Below are 18,497 nucleotides of genomic sequence, written 5' to 3'. Positions count from 1 at the left end.
ATCGGATCTTGCGCATAAGGATCTCCTCAGGTGACATCATCAGTATGTCGGAAGATCTCTAAAAGTGAATGGGCCGTTTAAGCGGGATACTTACAGTACCAAGGCATTTATGAATATCAGCCAAATTCAAACATTGGTAAAGAAGCAAGACCAGCAGTAAAATACTTCCAACGGAAGATCAACGATACGGGAAGTTTAGATAAAGATAGCTTTGAATCAGGAAAATCTGTTGGACTAAAACTATGGAGTACTAAAAACGGATATAAAAATAGGCCCAAGATGTTCGATACATGCTTTGATAGCTATAGTTCCTACATTCAAACTTTGAGTACAGATGAACTAATGAAACTTGAAGAGTAGACATTATTAAGCCAGCACCAGGGAAATGTAGTCATAAAATTAATAATGCAGTATACTTTAATGCAGAGAACTTTTTTCAGTCTCTGCATTTTTTGATCTTTTCAACCATCGAGATATCGAACGGATTCAGTAAAAATATTGCAATACAATCAATGTGTTACCATATCATCAAAGTATACAATCTGAAATTACTAGTTTGGTTCAGTACTTAATTTCTTGGATACCTTGGCAATTGTGGCCCTCGAGCATCCAATAAGATCTTGAATCTTATTCCAACTTTTCCCATCAGTGAGCAATTCTTCAACCTTCCGATGCAACTCCTGATCGACAGGACGACCCTTATAGCTATTGTTGGCTTTCGCCTTCTCAATTCCCTGTTTCTGGCGTCGGCGGCGATCTTCATAATCTTTGCGAGCTATAGCTGCAAGCATATCTAACATCATACTGTTTAAAGCTTCGAACATACGTTGGGTAAACTCATCCGTACTATGCAACAGCTGGTGGCTTGTTGGTAAATCGAGAGAGACGAGCCTAACTCCCTTGCTTTCAATAATCCGCCTTAAACTTTTCCAATCCTCATTGGTCAATCTTGATACACGGTCGATCTGCTCACACAGTAGAACATCGCCTCGTTCTGCTATATCAAGTAAACGGAAAAGCTCAGGACGTTGCAAACTAGCACCAGATTCATTCTCGATGAAGAACTTCGAGATTCGGAAGTTGTTCGACTGTGCAAACTCTTCAAGCTCAAATTGGGCTCTTGTTGCATCTTGTTCCTGAGTAGAAGCACGGAGGTAAGCATACACACGCATATTGAATCACCATACGGTCTGTTTTATATGGTTCATTATATAAAGTCTGTTTTAAGTTGTAAAGAGTATTTAATGAACCAAAATGGTTAGTGATTCTACAGGTCCCTTTTGGGTATACCTAAAAAACATCAGTAACCGACTAATACCTTCTTTATTTCAAGCTATTTTAATATATCATTGTAAATTTGATATATTGTTAAGACTTACATGATTTTTCTTACGTGATGCTTTGAACTGCTGACTTGAGAATATATAGCGAACTCTGATAATATCAACAGATGAAAGTTGATCTATAGGAAAAAAAATGACAAGGCAAAACGATGAATACCGAAAAGAAGTAACAAAGGAAAAAAGTCTTTACCCAAGCACTCTTTTTCACTTCACTGAACACTATAGTGCTTTAACTAAAATATTAGATTGCTCATTTTTTAAAGTATCACATTCAACCGAAAAAATTCATGGTAAAAATGAAAGACCAAGGAAATTCGCAATACCAATGGTATCATTTTGTGACATTAGACTCTCTCATCTTACAGAACATACAGGTAGATATGGGGGATTTGGGATTGGATTGAAAAAATCATGGGGAATTGAAAAAGGACTAAATCCTGTTTTTTATGTTAATCAAAATTGCTCGATGGTTGACTATTTTAATGCAGCATTGCGTGATTTCAAAGAGGAACACATCTCCAATCATAGTAACACTGATAAGGCCTCAAACCGCAAAGCACAATATAGAGATCTTATCAATCCTTTAAGATATATGAAGAACTATGAAGCCGATTTAGTTCGCAAAGGTAAAAAAACTGAAAAGAACTACAGATTTGCAAACGAAAATGAATGGAGGTACGTTCCAGATATACGTTCCGATATTGTACCCATAAGATTGTCCGCAAACAAACAGATTGGGAATGATAAAATAGAACATTATCCCGAATCAAAACTTACCTTCACTTATGATGATATTAGGTACATCTTTGTAAAAGATGATTTATACTTAGAAAGACTAATTTCACATATAAATAAAAATAGCATTGTAAAATACAGAAACAAGCTTCTCTCCAAGATATTTGTAACATCAAATATTTTTGAAGACTTGTAATTAAGTTATTCCGTAGCATTATAAATATTTTAAATTCTGCGTTTCTGATAAAAAAGACCACTGTATGTGGTCTTATAACATTGCTATAATAATGCTTTGATTTCTAAAGCGTACAGTTTACTGTTTTTTACACTATTTTTTATAATTTCCCTATCTATTACATGCAATATGTTACTTTCAGATTCTAGCTTCAAATGTTTGGCATAATTCCTTTTGAGAAATACAGCACAGTCTCTTGAGAACCCCATTAATTGTAAGTGCCAAACTATAGGATCATTTGACCCAAACTCGATAAACTGCGACCAGTTAGCCCCAGGGTTACTATGCAGCACATGCGTAAGAAGTTGACAGTAGTGTGATATATAATTTTGTAATTGATACCCAACTTTTAACTCAATATCTTTAATTGTACTGTTAACTAAAGTAGTTATATGTGACGAATTATTAGTATCAAAAGGCTCCAGTTTTCCTTTTATGTATATATCTTTATTATTAGATTTATAATAATTAATTGCCCCTGCTATTATTTCACTAAGACTATTACCATACATCCATTGTGAAAGAATAACAGCATAGTAAGGTATTGCGTTAGAATTGAGACGATCTTTACCAGTACTGTATTTATCAATCTGATAAATTTCAAATATTAAATTTAGCTTTGATTTAATTTCTTCGTTTGTAGGTTTCCATTGTAGTTTCAACTCATTGATAGAGTAATTACTAATCTGATTAAATGCATTATGTTGAGAGTTTATAGCAATATGACTATTAGCTAAAAGAATATTTAACGGGACTTTAATATTCGTTGTACTATTCATTGCACATGAAACAATATCGTTATTCCCATTATTTCTAAAATAGTTTATAAGAGGAAGGTTGTTCTCTTTACCTATCCTCATTGTATCTATTCGAATCATATCACCTAATGTTCTTAAGAATTCAGCATTCTTAATTTTATCCGTTGACCCCGTATCTATAATACTTTTTAGATCTTCAATCTTATTGACATCATCAATATAAAAGCTTGGCGTTAGCTGGATATCATCTTTATCAGAAAGAATAAGTTTACTGACCGCATTTTTAGTCCATGTTTTGTTATCATCTTTAATACAAAAAATATCGCCTGCTAATTCCATTGCTAATCTACCGGCCCTTCCAGCTAAATTCCAAAAATCTACAGTTTCAAAATAGCTCGAGCCTTTTTTTGGCGTAAGAATAAACACCGATCTTGCAGGTAAATTTACGCCCTCAAGGAGAGTCGACGTACAAAAGAGATAATCAATGTTTCCTATTTTGAAATGATATTCAATTAAGTCCCTTATTGATTGCGGCAGATTTCCAAAATGAAATGCAACGCCATAACAAATTGCATCAGCAAGTTCATAACTGTCATGCACGAATTCTCTGATTTGTTCAGCAATCTCTACATTCATTGGTTTAAAACTATTTGTATTCTCCTTAATATATCGAAGGAAAACTCTCGTTCGCTCAAGAGTATTTTCTATACCTCCAGCATAAATTATTTTACTTTTCCCTTTATTTATTTTGTAAATAACATCATTTGCGTTTTTATAACTTTCAAAAATACTTTCTATTATTTTTAATTTTTGACTGCCCGTATCAACATAATTAAACTGGTTATTTAGCAGGTCAATAAAATACAGATTTTGAGCTGTCGCCCCCTCAGTACTACGATAGGTTTCTGCATTTTCCCTGTTAAAAAGATTATTAAAGATATCAGGATTAGATAAGTTAGGTGAGGAGAAAAATAATTTAATATTGGGATTTGAATTAAGTGACTGTTCTATAGCTGAGTAAGTTACAAGGCTTCTTGTATCATTTTTTGTTGTTAGTTTTTGAGCTTCGTCTACAAATAGATAATCAATACTTATCTCTGGAACAGTACTGAACAAGCTAACTAGCCTTTCAGGAGTTAAAATAAATATAAAGCCATTATTCTTATTTGAGTCCCGAAGCATATAAGATGTTGTTATAATCTCATATTTTTTAAAGTATATCATATCTTTGAGTTCACTTTTTAGTTTAAGCGAATTTTGGCTAATTAGTGCTCTTGTTGGCACAACTAAAACAATGTTCTTATTTAAGTTATTTGATACGATTTTTTTAATATATGCATTTATGACGAAAGACTTCCCCATTGATGTTGGCCCTGCAAAACTTAACGTTTCGGCCTTAGTCAATGATTGATATAGTTCATATTGTCTGTCAGTGAAGTATATTCCGTCGACTTCTGTTTTTTGCACCGACTTTTTTATTACTGAATCTATTTCACGATCTAACGGTAATTGTACACCTTTTGATATCAAATTTTCTGCTGCATACACCCCTAATCTATTTATCACTGCTGTTCCTACTATTTTAAAGTATGGATCGTTAGAATGAAAAGAGGCGATTTTACTTATAATATCAAAAGCACAAGACCGATGCACTTCTACAGATGAATGCGATAATACATCAGCAAAGCGTAAAGCATGCTCTATTTTTCTAATATCATTTTTTAATGTTATCTCTTTCCTATGAGCATTAAATAATTGCTCATCATATAAGCCCCCTATAAAATTACATATTTCCTTGAAATAAAGGCTGTCAAAAGCATCCTTTGAAAGGAGAACAGACAACTGAATGTTTTTTTTTGGATTGTTCTCGCTCATAAAATTTATCCAATTGTTAGCATTTCTTGAATTAATTTTTTACGGGTAATATCTATTTCCGTGAAAGGAACGATATATATGTGAAACTCGTGACCAAATAAGTTGTGTTTTATAATTCGCTTTTGAATTGTATCAATTACTCGAGATGCATTACTTTGTACAACAGAATGTACCCACTCTCTAAACTCACTATTTTTCATGGATAACTGAGTGCTATCGATTGGTAGTTCAAAACCGAGAAAAACCCCGAAAGATAAGTCTAGATCAGGTCCATCATCTCCAGAAGGAAGCAAGATAGACTTTATCGTTTCATAACCTTCTTCAGTAACCATTTCATTTATTACATGAGTATCTATTAATCCTCGTTCAAATCCTAGGCCATTGATTTTAAATTCAGCGATAGAATCAAATGCCTCACGAGCACCTTCCAAAAGATCTGCATACATTTTTGATTCACCAAAAATCAATTGGTAACCATTGCCTACTTCTAATAAATGTATACCATCAGAACCCTTTATATAGTCATTTGCATCTGTCTTTAACTCCATTTTTGACAGCAGTTTGGGAGCATTGAGACTTGACTCAAGAAATGCATATAGTAACAATTCTCCAAGCTCCCCTTCATTAGAAGTATAATTACGAAATTTTTGTATTGCTTCTAAATATGGTTTGGGACTATAAGCCGGATAAATTTTGTTGAATTCTGCCAGTCGCCTATTGGAATGTACATAACAAACAATAAGCTCTCTCAACTCCTCAACTAATTTGTCATATATAAAGCTATTACTTACAATATCAAGTACATGCAAGTTTACGGTTGATTGCTGCGGAGATCTATCTAATTTTATTGTTCTAAATAAATTTAAAAATCGTTTGTTGACTCGTATAGGCAGCAACATATCCATAATACCTTGTTGTTATCATGGATTAAATTTATCATGTATGCTTCCTTTTGTCGATTTTATACTCACAGTATACATACTGTATAAAAACACAGTCAAGAATAATTTTCAATTTGAATCTTACTTTTACCTATAATCTTCGAAATCACAACTGTGTTGCCCTCCCCATAGTCACAACCTGCTGCAAACGTCAGCTCCTGTTGATTCATCGCATTGCCGCCACACAATACCTTCAATTTATTGGTATTAAACTCAACTACCGTCATATACACTCTCATCGTTATTCGGCGTAGTAGCCCTATGTTTCATCGAAACGGTGGCACTAAGTAATCTCAATTCCTCCAAAAAAATGCTGATAAAAAACCTCATTATGAAATAAATTTCATGTTAATAATCCCATATGGTTACTAAATTAGAGCACAGCTTGGATAGCCATTTTTATATCGGGATTCAACTATTATACCAACGATAAACTATCATTTTGGATTACATCTCGACTATTCTTGCGTATCCACCACCATTATCAGTACAAAATCTTAACAAGAATGGATTGTTTGGTTTTTTCACTCAATAGATACATGGCATGAATGTTTAAGTAAAAATACGACCACTGAATGAATATAATAACAATTTTTTGATGCTGGATTCCAAAATAGAACCTATGTATTATAAACTTCTCCATGCCTTATGTAAGGTATCTACTTAGCTAAAATAATATATGCAACGTTCAAGGGTGATTTCACAAATAAGAGTTCATTTATTAGTATGATAGAGAGCACATTATAGCAACCATATTACTAACACAACGTGCTGGACGGAATCATGAAGAATATATATATTGATTACAATATAATTTTAGACATATTAGACAGAAAGCAAGAAAATGAAATAGAAATGATAACTTCTTTGAAGGCTCGTGAATTTTGTTTTTTTTACTCTCCAGCTCACATTGAAGAGGTAGCTAGAGGTCTTAACTGTGGCAAAATAGACAGAGATAAAGCCATATCAAGACTCAACGAAATTAGTAGTATCACAGAAAACCATGAACTACTTCCTTACTACTCATCAACATTTAATATTTTAGCCAGTCCGCATGGGGTAAAAGGCATTCAAATAGCTAATGAGCATCCATTAGAATGTTTTGAAAGAATTCATGGAAGTATTGAATCTAATGTTATAGCTGAAAACAATCAACGAGATGTTATTACAGAGGGCCAGGATAAATTTTCATCCTTAGATGAAAAAAATAAGAGCATCAGACTCAATGAGATAAATAGACTAGACCCACTGACAGATATATTAGGTAATATAAGCATAAAGGAAAGGCTAATCAATGGATTTATTTCTTTACAAGTAAAATCAGACACCATCGAAGAATTAATGCAACAAGGCTATCAAATCCATCCATATACTGAAGTAAAAGATAAATTTATTAGCCACTTAGCTCAAAATAAATTAATCCAATCACATGAATATTATAGTTATCTGGCAAATGCGTTACTGTCACCTCCAGAAAAGTGTTACTACAAAATGAAGAGTAATTTTGATTTTATTCAAAATATGGTTGATATTGTAATGAAGGAATTAATGCGTTATGGCTATAAATTAGAGAGTACCACAAAAGCTGAATCAACACTCCACGACCACACACATGTAATATATGCAACGGCATGTGATTATTTTATCTGTAAAGACAAACGGTTAGTCGAGAAAGCCAAAGCTACATATGCCTATCTTGGTGTTAATACTGAAGTAATAAATGCCAATGTTAATAACTGGTGGTTGAATATTTAACCACAACATTTATATATATTACAAACATCTATAACCAACCCCTTAAATGCATCAAATGCCATTGATAGAATAAAGCTCTGGTCACTCAGTAAAAATATTACAAGGTGGGGGCCCCCTCCACCTGTTGTGCTTATAACTTAGAATTCTATCTAATATTAACGATTTCTATTATAACTATTTATTTTAATGCTATTATGCTTCACTTTTTCGAACTTGATTTATCAGAACTCCCTTCCCACTCAAAGTAGACTTGGCAAAGGGGATCATTGGGGGTAAAAGCGTCACATGAATTACTTATATATATGACATACATAATTTATGTGACGCCATTATTTTATTTGAATGAAAACCCAGTACGATTCATATCGACGATATTTTATTACGATTTAATTTAACTATAGTCCCAAACACAGACTCTAAAATTTTACTGCCAAACTAGCTCAATGCCTCAGTGGTTGCACAAACATTGATACTCTTCAACTTTTAACCATTACATTTTAATTCTTCTTAATATTAAAAACACTCCGGTTTTTACTTGTGTAGGTAATCCCTTGTACTTTTTAGTTATAGAACGACAGATCTGGTTTATAATTATTTTGCTAACTAAAAGCCAGTACCTTAGCGACCATTTTATTCATAAGTAACAGTAGTCATTCAGCATTAATTGCTCAATAAGCTCGTACAGTAGATCTACTCAGCTTCCACTAACTACGATATCATAGGCATATAACCTTTAAAATCGGTACTGAAATGACTAAAATTGACTGGATCATGCTACTACGGCGAAGCACAAGTGATGAAACGCTCCACTGACTTAAATTTATTACTACGAATAACTGATAATTAAAACCCCATGTATGGTATTACATTTAATGTTTTTGATTTTTCAAGCATTGAATTACAGTTATAAAATACATTTGTAGATTCATAATGAAAAGATTTAAATTTTGAGTAGTCATACTCACTACGTTCGTATGAACTATAATTTACAATTCTTGTAGTAATTTACTTCGTAAATCACTAAAGCAATTGTAAATTAATTTATTATAGTAAAGATTTAATATACTTCACAATCCATTGTCGCGGTTTTCTGAGAACATTTCTACCCCCCCTCAGGGGGGATAGAAAATTAATTTTGTCGATGGTATCTATCGAACATTTTATGTAGTGAATTTTGGACGGATCTATATTATATAAATCGTTCAAGCGGAAGCGGGTTGCCCTGTTTCTCCCTATCACTGTTCTCTTGCAACGGTCGCGGTTTTAATCGCACTTCATGTTTCAGCTACATAAACAACTAAAACATGTGTCTTCAAAATTTGGACGGATCTATATTGTACAAATTTATTCAACTCCCTTTCGCATGGTCAGGTGTGAACCTATATGTCTATCAAGGAATTCATCTGCTAAGAATTCTTTATTGTGCCGCATTGCCGTGGTTCGTGTGACTGCATATAGCTTTTATAACCGCATTGGATTTGGTTTCACCTACGTTGTATCACGGCTCTCATTTGCACATCGTACTGATTGAACTACTCATCTGCCATCTACTTTTCGATAGGATCAGGATTCAACTATTATACTAAAGATAAATTATCACTTTAATTTATCTTTGGTATATCAATCAGAGTTTTAAATGTATTATCTACACCTATAGTATAGCACACAAATTTAGTTCGTTTCAAAAATAGCAAGGATTATTTTATACTTCTGTAGTATTTTATTGCTTATTCATACTATCTATTTAGTATTTAAACATGAGACGTCATAGATTATTTCATTATTAAACTATACCTGCGAACATTTGCTATAGTATAGCTTACAACATGATTTAGTTCCAAAACTGCCTAACAATATTTACATATGATTATGTTATTTTTAAAACAGACATGTCAACACGGTAACTTTTGGGGCGTTTTATCCCCAGTTAAATTACAATGAGTAGCCCCTTATCCTGATGGCTATAAGCTTCTACAGCCCTCAACTTCCCAATTAATCTCTTGGCTATTGTGCCTAGTCTGTATTGGTTTGAACACTCTTCATTTCACTTGCTACTTTCATCATAAGCTCCCCCCATAACCCCATCACTAATGTATCTATTTCAGTAGGTTCTCTATAATAAACAGGCTCTTTGGTATCAAGATTAATATCACAAAACGAGCTTTTAAGCCATGTAACACCTTCAATGTCCTCCAATGAGGATTGGTTTAGTAACTCACCGGTTTTTTTATTTATTATTAACATATGCAATAGTACATTACTAAAATAAGAGATAGTTATTGCTAAAAGATTACCGTCTGCATTCATGATCCTTATTTTCTCTATCACTTTACAGAGTTCAATCTCTAACGCCCCTCTCTCCTTGATATTTTTAACATCAAATATATCACTGCTAATATTAATGTTGCTGATACTAACAGCACCTTCCTTTTCCAACAAAACCTGTCTTAATTGTTGTAACTGTTCTTCTGCAACGGCTTTTTGATCCATCATTTCAAATGTTGGCGTTCTCCCCGAATCCCTTAATCGAGCAAAACCATCAGTAAATGATTTAACATACCTTTCTAAGTCTGCCACCTGTCCTTTTATTGCATCTAACTCAGTGATATCCTGTTTCTTAGCTATCTTTTCAAAATCAACGTTTTTAATATGCGTTAGTATTGCCTTTTCAACTGTATCATAACTCATCATAGTACCTATACAACCTAGTTTTTCTCTTGCAGAAAAGCATTTTAAGTATCTGTACTTTCCCGAAGTCGATAGAACTAAAGCTGCTCCACATAGGCTGCATTTAAGTAGGCTATTAAATACTGTTTTTTTAGAGTCCCCTCTTATTCTTCCCATAAAGTTGTGTTTGTCCAATCTCCTTTGGACTTCTGAAAACTCATGCACAGATACGATAGCTGGATATAGGTTAGGAATCGTTATTTCAGATATGCTTACTTCATCATTATCTAAGTCGCGTTCGATAATGTTAGATATGTAATCTCCCCGACACCTCACATTTCTTAAGATACGACAGATTTTTGCTGTATCCCATTTAAATTCAGAAATAAACTTGCCTTGCTTGTTCAACATCTGTGCAATAGTAAACGAACCTATACCGGTAAGATATAAATCAAATATTTCTCTTACTATCTTATGGTTATCATTGAGCACATATTTTTCATCTGATACAGAAATCCATGCTGGCGTATTTTTAATCATATAATCGCCATCATCTTTTGCTTTCGTTCTACGTCGGTTCCAACCTTTCTTTACCCGGTCGGATTTCAAACAGCTTTCATCATATGCTCGTTGTGCAATCATCGTTGCAAAGGTCAAACTATTAGGGACTTTTCTTGAAATGATCAGTTTTTTATCTACGTCATGCAATTCGACCTTATGTTCATCAAGTACGGACAAATACTTCATGCACAAGAAGGGATTCTGACGTGAAAACCGGTCTAACGATTCAACAATGAGTACTGAGTGGGGCTTTATCTTCCCCTCTACTAAGCGAGTAAAAAACTTGCCTAAACCAGAGGTGTTTTCCATGTGCTGCCCTTTAAATGCGGACTTCCCCCGGTCAACTATGAACTCATAGTTGTCTGGATCTAAGCCTAGTTTTACCGCATTATCTTTCACATAATCCAGTAGCATAGCCTCCTGACGGTCTAAACCATCACCGCTGGCTTGCTTTTCTGTACTGATTCGAAGATATAGGTAGCACTTTCTCATGGTAAATATGGACTCAAAAAGTTTGTTTAAGCTCTATGGTATCAAAAATTGTGACACCATCAAAAAAGCACGCCGCTGGCTGGAAGAACAGGGAGTGGCCTACCAATACCACGACTACCGCGCAGATGGGCTGGACGAACAGCTGTTGCGTGATTTTGTCGCTCGCCTGGGCTGGGAACCCTTGTTGAATACCCGTGGCACGACCTGGCGTAAACTGGATGAAGCCCAGCGCAATGCCTGCGACAATGCAGATACCGCCATCGCCCTGATGCTGGAGCAACCGGCTATTATCAAACGCCCCTTGCTGGATGATGGTAAAGGACATGCCCTGCTAGGCTTCAGCAGTGAAAGCTATCAGCAATTTATTACCGAGGTTAACTCATGATCTGCCCTGTTATCGAACTGGCGCAACAGCTTATCAAGCGCCCTTCCCTCAGCCCGCATGACGAAGGCTGTCAGGAGCTGATGATCGCCCGCCTGAAAGCAATCGGCTTTACCGTCGAACCGATGAACTTTGGCGATACGCAAAACTTCTGGGCCTGGCGCGGCCAGGGCAGCACGCTGGCATTTGCTGGCCACACCGATGTGGTGCCAACCGGCGACGAGAAAAATTGGGATAACCCGCCGTTTGAGCCTGTCATCCGCGACGGCATGCTGTATGGACGCGGAGCCGCCGATATGAAAGGCTCGCTGGCCGCCATGCTGGTGGCCGCAGAACGCTTCGTTGCCGCCCACCCCAACCATCAGGGCCGCCTGGCGTTTCTGATCACCTCAGATGAAGAGGCCAGCGCCACTCATGGCACAGTGAAAGTGGTGGAAACCTTGATGGCTCGCAACGAGCGCCTTGATTATTGCCTGGTCGGCGAGCCTTCAAGCACCGAGCGGGTCGGAGACGTGGTGAAAAATGGCCGCCGTGGTTCGATCACCGCCAATCTGCGTATCCATGGCGTTCAGGGTCACGTCGCCTATCCGCATCTGGCAGATAACCCTGTTCATCGGGCCATGCCGGCGTTAAACGAGCTGGTCGCCACTGAATGGGATCGGGGCAACGAATTCTTCCCGCCAACCAGCATGCAAATTGCCAACGTGCAGTCCGGTACTGGCAGCAACAACGTAATCCCCGGTGAAATGATCGTGCAGTTCAACTTCCGCTTCAGCACCGAACTGACCGATACCCTGATCAAGCAGCGAGTGCAGGAACTGTTGGATCGCCATAAACTGAACTACAGCATCGATTGGTGGCTGTCTGGCCAACCTTTCCTGACTTCACGTGGTGCCTTGGTAGATGCCGTGGTTAATGCGGTAGAACACTATGCCGAACTCACTCCGCAACTGCTGACTACCGGTGGTACCTCTGATGGCCGCTTTATCGCTCAAATGGGAGCACAGGTGGTTGAACTGGGGCCGGTCAACGCCACCATCCATAAAGTGAATGAATGCGTACATGCGGCCGATCTGCAGTTACTGAGCCGTATGTATCAGCGTATCATGGAGCAACTGGTCGCATGATCAGCGCAGAAATGCTCACCGGGCGCTCGACGGAGCATCTCACCGTGCTGAGCGGCAATCATCGGCTGCAACCCGCTGCGGTGGTGGCCTTTCAGGCCATGCAGCAGGCGGCTAAAACGGCTGGCTTTGATCTGCAACCGGCCAGCACCTTTCGTGACTTTGACCGGCAACTGGCGATCTGGAATGGCAAGTTCTGCGGAGAGCGACCAGTATTAGATCACAATAGCCAGCCGATGGATATCCAGCCACTGTCTGCCGCAGAGCGTTGTGAAGCCATTTTGCGTTGGTCGGCCCTGCCAGGTGCCAGCCGTCATCACTGGGGCAGCGATCTGGATGTTTACGATCCGTCGCTGTTGCCAGTTGGGCAAAAGTTGCAGTTGGAGCCGTGGGAATATGAAGCCGGTGGTTATTTCCATCCGCTAAATCTTTGGCTGACTGCACATATGGCCGAATTTGGTTTCTATCGCCCGTTTACCACCGAACAAGGCGGGGTGGCGGCGGAACCCTGGCATTTAAGTTATCGCCCGCTGGCGCAGGAGGCCGAACACTTACTGACGCCCGAGCTGCTGCTGGCAGCCTGGCGAGATAAGGACGTTGCTGGCGCATCTTGGCTCGCAAGCCATCTGCCCGCGATATTCTCGCGTTTTGTTCGCCCTGAAGGAAAGGTGTAAACATGCATTGGTTAGCTGACTACTGGTGGATAATCCTGGTGATATTGGCAGGCATTATCATTAGCGGGATCAAGGAATTACGCCGCCTGGATCATCGAAAATTCCTGGCTAACAAGCCTGAATTACCGCCCCACCGCGATAACAACGCCAAGTGGGACGACGAAGACGACTGGCCGAAAAAGCCATAACCTCAGGGCGCACATAGCGCCCTGCTGTTTATTTAAAGGCGATCAGATCGCCCCGTTTACCAAACATCGCCTCTTCCCAATAGCGCTGTGGCACGTAGTAATGCAAACGCTCCAGAGCAGCATTCATCATGCCCGAGCTGATTGCATGCCCGACGCCTGGTTCAATATCCAACGTCACATCTGTGCCAACCGCCTGCAACTGAGTCGCCGCCGCTTGCGCATGTTCCGCAGCAACAACGCTGTCCGTCTCACCATGGATCAGGTGTACCACGCTGTCAGCAAAATCGGCTTGCGGTAACTGGGCAAAACGGCCGCTGAAGGCCACTACCCGCCCGGCCAGTTTGGCTTCGGCTCTTAACCCTTCCAGCGCCATGATCGCCCCCTGCGAAAAGCCAACCAGCGCGGTTCCCGCGTAGCCCACACCGCTGTGTTGCTGCCAGTAACGCACGGTTTCAACAAAGGTTGGCATCACTTCGGCAATACGCTGTGCGCGGTTGTCTTCGGTGATCCCCTGAACCGAGAACCACTGGCGACCATCACCGTTACCAAAAGCGAATGGGCCACCGATGCTTACCACCAAGGCCTGTGGAAAGTCTTTAGCGAAATAACTGCCAATTTCCCCCATCGCGACCGGGTTATCCCCCACGCCATGAAACAGCAGAATCAGTTGCTCTGCCGGTGTTGCGGGGCTTTGGACAACGAAATGTGAGTGTTTCATAGGGGACTCCTCAGGTTAGAGACATCCGGGACTGACCCGGCAACTGCCCCTTACTATACGCCGCGGAGAAATCAGGAAAATCGGGTTTTATTGAACAACTCTTTCCATTTATTGCAACGACAGCGCCCACTCCTGCCAGTAGCGGCAGCGTTGCGCATTAAGTTGTTGTAACGCCTGCCCAGCCTCTTGTCGCCAATGTCGCAGCAAGGCTTTTTGGCCACTCAGGCCATATTGGGCAGCGCACTGGGCCGTGGTTTGTTGTTGCTGCAAATGCGCGCGCAATACCTCACAGGGCAATTGGCTGGTCAACAGCAGACGTTGTAGCGCCCCCAGGCTGGCCTCCAAGGGCCGATGGGCAAAGGCAAAACCGGCCAGCTCACGCCAATCCTCCTCATTTAACACCGGATCGGCATCATCGACGAACTCCAGCAACAGATCGCTGCGTTGCCGCAACCAGCGCCAATCACGTACCAGATGCTTATGCGCCGCATGACACAGCGCCTCTCCTTGTTCGCTAATAGCCAGCAACGCCATCGCGGTGTAACAGCCGCTACTGGCTTCCGGTTTGTTGCCAATTCTCACCAGGGTGAAACCACAAGATTGCCAAAACCGCCACAGCGGTTCGGTATAGCCAAAGCTGACGGAAAGAAAATCCAGCCCCTGTGAACCGCATTTTTGCTGTTCCACCAACCGGCTGGCGATCCCTTGCTGGCGTAACTCAGGCAACACGGCAATCCGAGTAATGCGGCGGGAACGCAGCGTGGGCGCCCACCATTGGCCGCTATGTGCCGCCAAGGATTGAGCGACCAGATTGCCACGCGGCCTTCTACGGCCAGCCCAAACCTCGTGGGCCAGTTCAACCGATAAGCCGCCTTCATCCACCAGCCATAACGCCCCAACCACCTCATCCCCCAAAGATGCCGCACTGAAGTGCATCCCCGGCGCATCCATCAGGCGGCGTAAATCCAGCGGTGAGGTTCGATAGTGTGCGCTACAGAGCAACGCATAGAAACGCCGTAACCGTTGGGGATCGGCACACAGCTCTGCCTGCTCAATAGCACCAATAGTGGGTGACTGCCCGGCCACGGCCCATACCGGTTCCTCGTTGAACAGTAAGGCGTGATCGATAATCCGCTCCAGGGCATCACCTGCCGCCCAACGCATCGGTTGCTGCAAACTTAGCGGCTGCCACTGCGGTAAAGTAGCGCAGAACTTCAGCAAAAAACCGCGCCCCGTGCCTTCGTAACCCTGCACCGTGGTTGTCAGTAATACACGCGGAAAATAAACCATCAGCTGTTGCAACAAGGGGCCAGGGATCGCTGCTGCCTCATCCACCAGCAGCCAACCCACACCCTTTGCGCCATGTTCAGCACAATGCTGTAGCAAAGCATCCGGTGCCCAAAACTGGTCCCGTCCTGCGGCCCACTCGCTGGCAACATCGGTAGCGGCGCGGCTCGGGCCAGTGATCCAACAGGTTAGCGAGCTACTGGCCATCAACATACCTGCTACCGTCGATTTCCCCCGGCCACGGGCAGCGGTTAATACCCAGATCCCTGACTCAGCCGCCAGCAACCGGGCCAAAATGGCCTGCTGCTCCTCGCTCGGATTACCCTGAGGAGCCAGCCAATCTGGCCGTGATGGTAAGGGAGCCAGGCACAACGGTTCACCTTGCCGCCAGATAGACACTTCGCTATCGGCCTGCAGCCGTTGTTGCAGGTGATGGATAAAATGGGGCGTGGCGATCGGTTGTGGGCAATCGCTCCAGCGCAGGCTGTCACTATCTGGCTGCTGGTGCCAGCTTTGCCAAGATGGCACCAGCAACAGTAACCAGCTACCGGCTTGTAATGCCCCGCAAAGCTGGGCCAACGCTTCGACATCCAGCCCTGCTAACGCATCAAACACCGCATGCAACCGCTCTTGCCCCAACAGGGTTTTGACCACGCTACTTGCCAACGCATCGATCCCAGCAGGCACGTCATTACCGACCCAAGGCCAGTCACCCGGCAGCAGTGCCGCCAGTTGCTGCGCCTGCTCCCGGCACCATTGCGGTTCGCCGCTGATCACCAACAGCCGCCGAATACCCTGCCGCTGCATGCGTTGTTGCATTTTTTGTAACATGAATATTGCGACCTGAAAGCAGAGTGCCGGGCTCTAGGCACCGGCACTGAGTAATATCAACGGGAGGCGAAGGTGTTGCAGGTATTAGGGTCGCCGCTATCGAACCCTTGCTTGAACCAGGTATAACGCTGCTGCGAGGTACCATGCGTAAAGCTGTCCGGCACCACTCGCCCCTGGCTTTGCTGCTGCAAACGGTCGTCACCGATCGCTTGCGCGGCATTCAGCGCAGCTTGCAGATCGCCCGCCTCCAGCATCTGCTGTTTCTCCGCATAGTGGCCCCAAACGCCGGCAAAGCAGTCGGCCTGTAGCTCCATTTTCACCGACAGACGGTTAACCTCTGCCTGGCTGACCCCTTGCTGCATCTGACGAACCTTGCGCTCAATCCCCAACAGATTCTGCACGTGGTGGCCCACTTCATGCGCAACCACATAGGCCTGGGCAAAATCACCGCCAGCACCCAGCTTGGTTTTCATATCCTGGTAGAACGAGAGATCGATATAAACCGTATCGTCCGCCGGGCAATAGAACGGCCCCATCACCGATTGGCCGGTGCCGCAGCCGGTCCGCGTCGCGCCCCGGTACATTACCAGTTTGGGATCCTGATAGTTTTTCCCCATCTGCTTGAAGATCCCCTGCCAGTTATCTTCGGTAGACGCCAGCACCACCGAGGTAAACTTGGCCAGTTGATCGTCTTGCGGGCTGATGCTGGCACTTTGCTGCTGAGACTGTGGGGAGACATCTCCGCCATTCAGCAGAGGAGTCAGGTCTACCCCGTAGTAACCGGCAACCAGCACCACTACCAGTAGGATCAGGCCACCTTTGCCGCCGATAGGTATCCGTGGCCCACCGCCACCACCGCCCAGACCGGAAGACTGCCCACGGCGATCCTCGACATTGTCACTTTCTCGACGCCCTTGCCAACGCATAAATAAACTCCATAGATGATTTTTAATAATCGTAGGAAACTTGCCCTGGTTACTATTATAAGGCGTTCGTGGCACAGCGAATGCAGTAATTTTCTGGAAAGTGGTGAATGAGGGATAAGAGGCTCGGTTCGATGCTTTGCCCCTTACTCTGCACTCTCCTACCGGGAAAGGGCTAGAGTGAGGGGCATTATTTAACGATTAGTCCAGCTTCACGCCGATACGGCGGGCGACTTCTTCGTAGGCTTCAATCAGGCCACCCAGGCTCTGGCGGAAGCGGTCCTTGTCCATCTTGGCCAGGGTATTCTTGTCCCACAGGCGGCTACCGTCCGGTGAGAACTCGTCACCCAGCACCACCTCACCGTTGAACAGGCCGAACTCCAGTTTGAAATCGACCAGGATCAGGCCAGCATCGTCAAACAGCTTGCTCAGCACGTCGTTAGCCATGTAGCTCAGCTCGCGCATACGCGCCAGATGCTCTTTGCTCACCCAGCCGAAGGTTTCACAATAGGATTCGTTCACCATTGGGTCGTGCATCGCGTCGTTCTTCAGGAACAGATCAAACAGCGGCGGATTCAGCGGCAAACCTTCTTCGATCCCCAAGCGTTTGACCAAAGAGCCAGCGGCACGGTTACGGATCACGCACTCAACCGGTACCATCTCCAGCTTTTTCACCAGCACTTCGTTGTCTGACAGCAGGCGTTCCATCTGCGTTGGGATACCGGCCGCTTCCAGCTTGCTCATAATGAAATGGTTGAACTTGTTGTTCACCATCCCTTTGCGATCGAACTGCTCAATGCGCTGACCATCCAGTGCTGACGTATCGTTACGGAATTCCAACACCAGCAGATCCGGGTTTTCGGTGGTGTAGACGGTTTTTGCCTTGCCGCGATACAGTTCAGCTAGCTTTTGCATCTTAACTTACTCCAATGAGGTGATACCTTCCGGCTGCCAGACAGCCTACCGGGCACAAAATTGACCTGATAAGTTCTTTGGTTTGCTGATAAC

General features: G+C 42.5%; 15 protein-coding genes. 6 read left to right on the top strand and 9 right to left on the bottom strand.

Annotated features, from left to right (window positions below):
* Window positions 1–551 precede the first annotated feature (551 nt).
* Complete coding sequence (locus ABIE29_RS15465) at window positions 552–1,172, bottom strand: recombinase family protein (protein ID WP_414824214.1); 621 nt, start codon at window positions 1,170–1,172, stop codon at window positions 552–554.
* Window positions 1,173–1,476: 304 nt separating this feature from the next.
* Here ABIE29_RS15465 and ABIE29_RS15460 point away from each other — a divergent pair, with 304 nt between their 5' ends.
* Complete coding sequence (locus ABIE29_RS15460) at window positions 1,477–2,274, top strand: abortive infection system antitoxin AbiGi family protein (RefSeq protein ID WP_429619629.1); 798 nt, start codon at window positions 1,477–1,479, stop codon at window positions 2,272–2,274.
* A gap of 83 nt (window positions 2,275–2,357) precedes the next feature.
* Here ABIE29_RS15460 and ABIE29_RS15455 read toward each other — a convergent pair whose 3' ends face one another.
* The 3 genes from ABIE29_RS15455 to ABIE29_RS15445 all read right to left on the bottom strand — a co-directional run bounded on the left by ABIE29_RS15455 (window position 2,358) and on the right by ABIE29_RS15445 (window position 6,114).
* Complete coding sequence (locus tag ABIE29_RS15455) at window positions 2,358–4,946, bottom strand: DEAD/DEAH box helicase (RefSeq protein WP_429619628.1); 2,589 nt, start codon at window positions 4,944–4,946, stop codon at window positions 2,358–2,360.
* Window positions 4,947–4,951: 5 nt separating this feature from the next.
* Window positions 4,952–5,851, bottom strand: coding sequence for a HamA C-terminal domain-containing protein (locus ABIE29_RS15450; protein ID WP_429619627.1), 900 nt, complete (start codon window positions 5,849–5,851; stop codon window positions 4,952–4,954).
* Between the two features lie 92 nt (window positions 5,852–5,943).
* Window positions 5,944–6,114, bottom strand: coding sequence for a hypothetical protein (locus tag ABIE29_RS15445; RefSeq protein ID WP_429619626.1), 171 nt, complete (start codon window positions 6,112–6,114; stop codon window positions 5,944–5,946).
* Between the two features lie 556 nt (window positions 6,115–6,670).
* Between ABIE29_RS15445 and ABIE29_RS15440 the strand changes: the two genes are divergently transcribed.
* Complete coding sequence (locus ABIE29_RS15440) at window positions 6,671–7,642, top strand: hypothetical protein (RefSeq protein WP_429619625.1); 972 nt, start codon at window positions 6,671–6,673, stop codon at window positions 7,640–7,642.
* Window positions 7,643–9,655: 2,013 nt separating this feature from the next.
* Here the strand turns inward: ABIE29_RS15440 and ABIE29_RS15435 are convergent.
* Window positions 9,656–11,362 carry a recombinase family protein gene (locus ABIE29_RS15435; protein WP_414824217.1) on the bottom strand — a complete coding sequence of 569 codons (1,707 nt, stop codon included), beginning with the start codon at window positions 11,360–11,362 and terminating at the stop codon, window positions 9,656–9,658.
* Window positions 11,363–11,369: 7 nt separating this feature from the next.
* Between ABIE29_RS15435 and ABIE29_RS15430 the strand changes: the two genes are divergently transcribed.
* From ABIE29_RS15430 to ABIE29_RS15415, 4 genes are read left to right on the top strand one after another with little or no spacing between them, the layout of a single operon-like run.
* Window positions 11,370–11,747, top strand: a complete 378-nt coding sequence (locus ABIE29_RS15430) for an ArsC family reductase (protein WP_429619624.1) — start codon at window positions 11,370–11,372, stop codon at window positions 11,745–11,747.
* Entirely contained in the window at window positions 11,744–12,871 is a 1,128-nt protein-coding gene (gene dapE / locus ABIE29_RS15425; RefSeq protein ID WP_429619623.1) for a succinyl-diaminopimelate desuccinylase, read from the top strand. Before ABIE29_RS15430 ends, dapE begins: the two co-directional genes overlap by 4 nt.
* Window positions 12,868–13,542: a M15 family metallopeptidase gene (locus tag ABIE29_RS15420; RefSeq protein ID WP_429619622.1), complete on the top strand. Its 675-nt coding sequence runs from the start codon at window positions 12,868–12,870 to the stop codon at window positions 13,540–13,542. Before dapE ends, ABIE29_RS15420 begins: the two co-directional genes overlap by 4 nt.
* 2 nt (window positions 13,543–13,544) lie before the next feature.
* Complete coding sequence (locus ABIE29_RS15415) at window positions 13,545–13,730, top strand: YpfN family protein (protein ID WP_021178743.1); 186 nt, start codon at window positions 13,545–13,547, stop codon at window positions 13,728–13,730.
* 28 nt (window positions 13,731–13,758) lie between these two features.
* Here the strand turns inward: ABIE29_RS15415 and ypfH are convergent, their stop codons facing one another.
* From ypfH to purC, 4 genes are all read right to left on the bottom strand, one after another.
* A complete protein-coding gene (ypfH, locus tag ABIE29_RS15410) occupies window positions 13,759–14,448 on the bottom strand; it encodes an esterase (RefSeq protein WP_429619621.1) in 690 nt (229 codons plus the stop codon).
* Window positions 14,449–14,556: 108 nt separating this feature from the next.
* Complete coding sequence (locus ABIE29_RS15405) at window positions 14,557–16,566, bottom strand: tRNA(Met) cytidine acetyltransferase TmcA (RefSeq protein WP_429619620.1); 2,010 nt, start codon at window positions 16,564–16,566, stop codon at window positions 14,557–14,559.
* 56 nt (window positions 16,567–16,622) lie between these two features.
* Window positions 16,623–17,492: a KPN_02809 family neutral zinc metallopeptidase gene (ypfJ, locus tag ABIE29_RS15400; protein ID WP_429619619.1), complete on the bottom strand. Its 870-nt coding sequence runs from the start codon at window positions 17,490–17,492 to the stop codon at window positions 16,623–16,625.
* A 198-nt stretch (window positions 17,493–17,690) separates the two neighbouring features.
* A complete protein-coding gene (purC, locus tag ABIE29_RS15395; RefSeq protein ID WP_411751055.1) occupies window positions 17,691–18,404 on the bottom strand; it encodes a phosphoribosylaminoimidazolesuccinocarboxamide synthase in 714 nt (237 codons plus the stop codon).
* Window positions 18,405–18,497: the final 93 nt, after the last annotated feature.

Origin of the sequence: Serratia sp. 2723 (genome assembly GCF_050434425.1) — a bacterium.
Taxonomy (GTDB): Bacteria; Pseudomonadota; Gammaproteobacteria; order Enterobacterales; family Enterobacteriaceae; genus Chania.
The sequence above is the reverse complement of the archived record's forward strand: the minus strand, read 5'-3'. Positions and strand labels throughout refer to the sequence as shown.

Coding starts and splice junctions, on each gene's coding strand:
- ABIE29_RS15465 (WP_414824214.1), bottom strand. CDS start 1,172: ATGCGTGTGTATGCTTACCTCCGTGCTTCTACTCAGGAACAAGATGCA.
- ABIE29_RS15460 (WP_429619629.1), top strand. CDS start 1,477: ATGACAAGGCAAAACGATGAATACCGAAAAGAAGTAACAAAGGAAAAA.
- ABIE29_RS15455 (WP_429619628.1), bottom strand. CDS start 4,946: ATGAGCGAGAACAATCCAAAAAAAAACATTCAGTTGTCTGTTCTCCTT.
- ABIE29_RS15450 (WP_429619627.1), bottom strand. CDS start 5,851: ATGGATATGTTGCTGCCTATACGAGTCAACAAACGATTTTTAAATTTA.
- ABIE29_RS15445 (WP_429619626.1), bottom strand. CDS start 6,114: ATGACGGTAGTTGAGTTTAATACCAATAAATTGAAGGTATTGTGTGGC.
- ABIE29_RS15440 (WP_429619625.1), top strand. CDS start 6,671: ATGAAGAATATATATATTGATTACAATATAATTTTAGACATATTAGAC.
- ABIE29_RS15435 (WP_414824217.1), bottom strand. CDS start 11,362: ATGAGAAAGTGCTACCTATATCTTCGAATCAGTACAGAAAAGCAAGCC.
- ABIE29_RS15430 (WP_429619624.1), top strand. CDS start 11,370: ATGGACTCAAAAAGTTTGTTTAAGCTCTATGGTATCAAAAATTGTGAC.
- dapE (WP_429619623.1), top strand. CDS start 11,744: ATGATCTGCCCTGTTATCGAACTGGCGCAACAGCTTATCAAGCGCCCT.
- ABIE29_RS15420 (WP_429619622.1), top strand. CDS start 12,868: ATGATCAGCGCAGAAATGCTCACCGGGCGCTCGACGGAGCATCTCACC.
- ABIE29_RS15415 (WP_021178743.1), top strand. CDS start 13,545: ATGCATTGGTTAGCTGACTACTGGTGGATAATCCTGGTGATATTGGCA.
- ypfH (WP_429619621.1), bottom strand. CDS start 14,448: ATGAAACACTCACATTTCGTTGTCCAAAGCCCCGCAACACCGGCAGAG.
- ABIE29_RS15405 (WP_429619620.1), bottom strand. CDS start 16,566: ATGTTACAAAAAATGCAACAACGCATGCAGCGGCAGGGTATTCGGCGG.
- ypfJ (WP_429619619.1), bottom strand. CDS start 17,492: ATGCGTTGGCAAGGGCGTCGAGAAAGTGACAATGTCGAGGATCGCCGT.
- purC (WP_411751055.1), bottom strand. CDS start 18,404: ATGCAAAAGCTAGCTGAACTGTATCGCGGCAAGGCAAAAACCGTCTAC.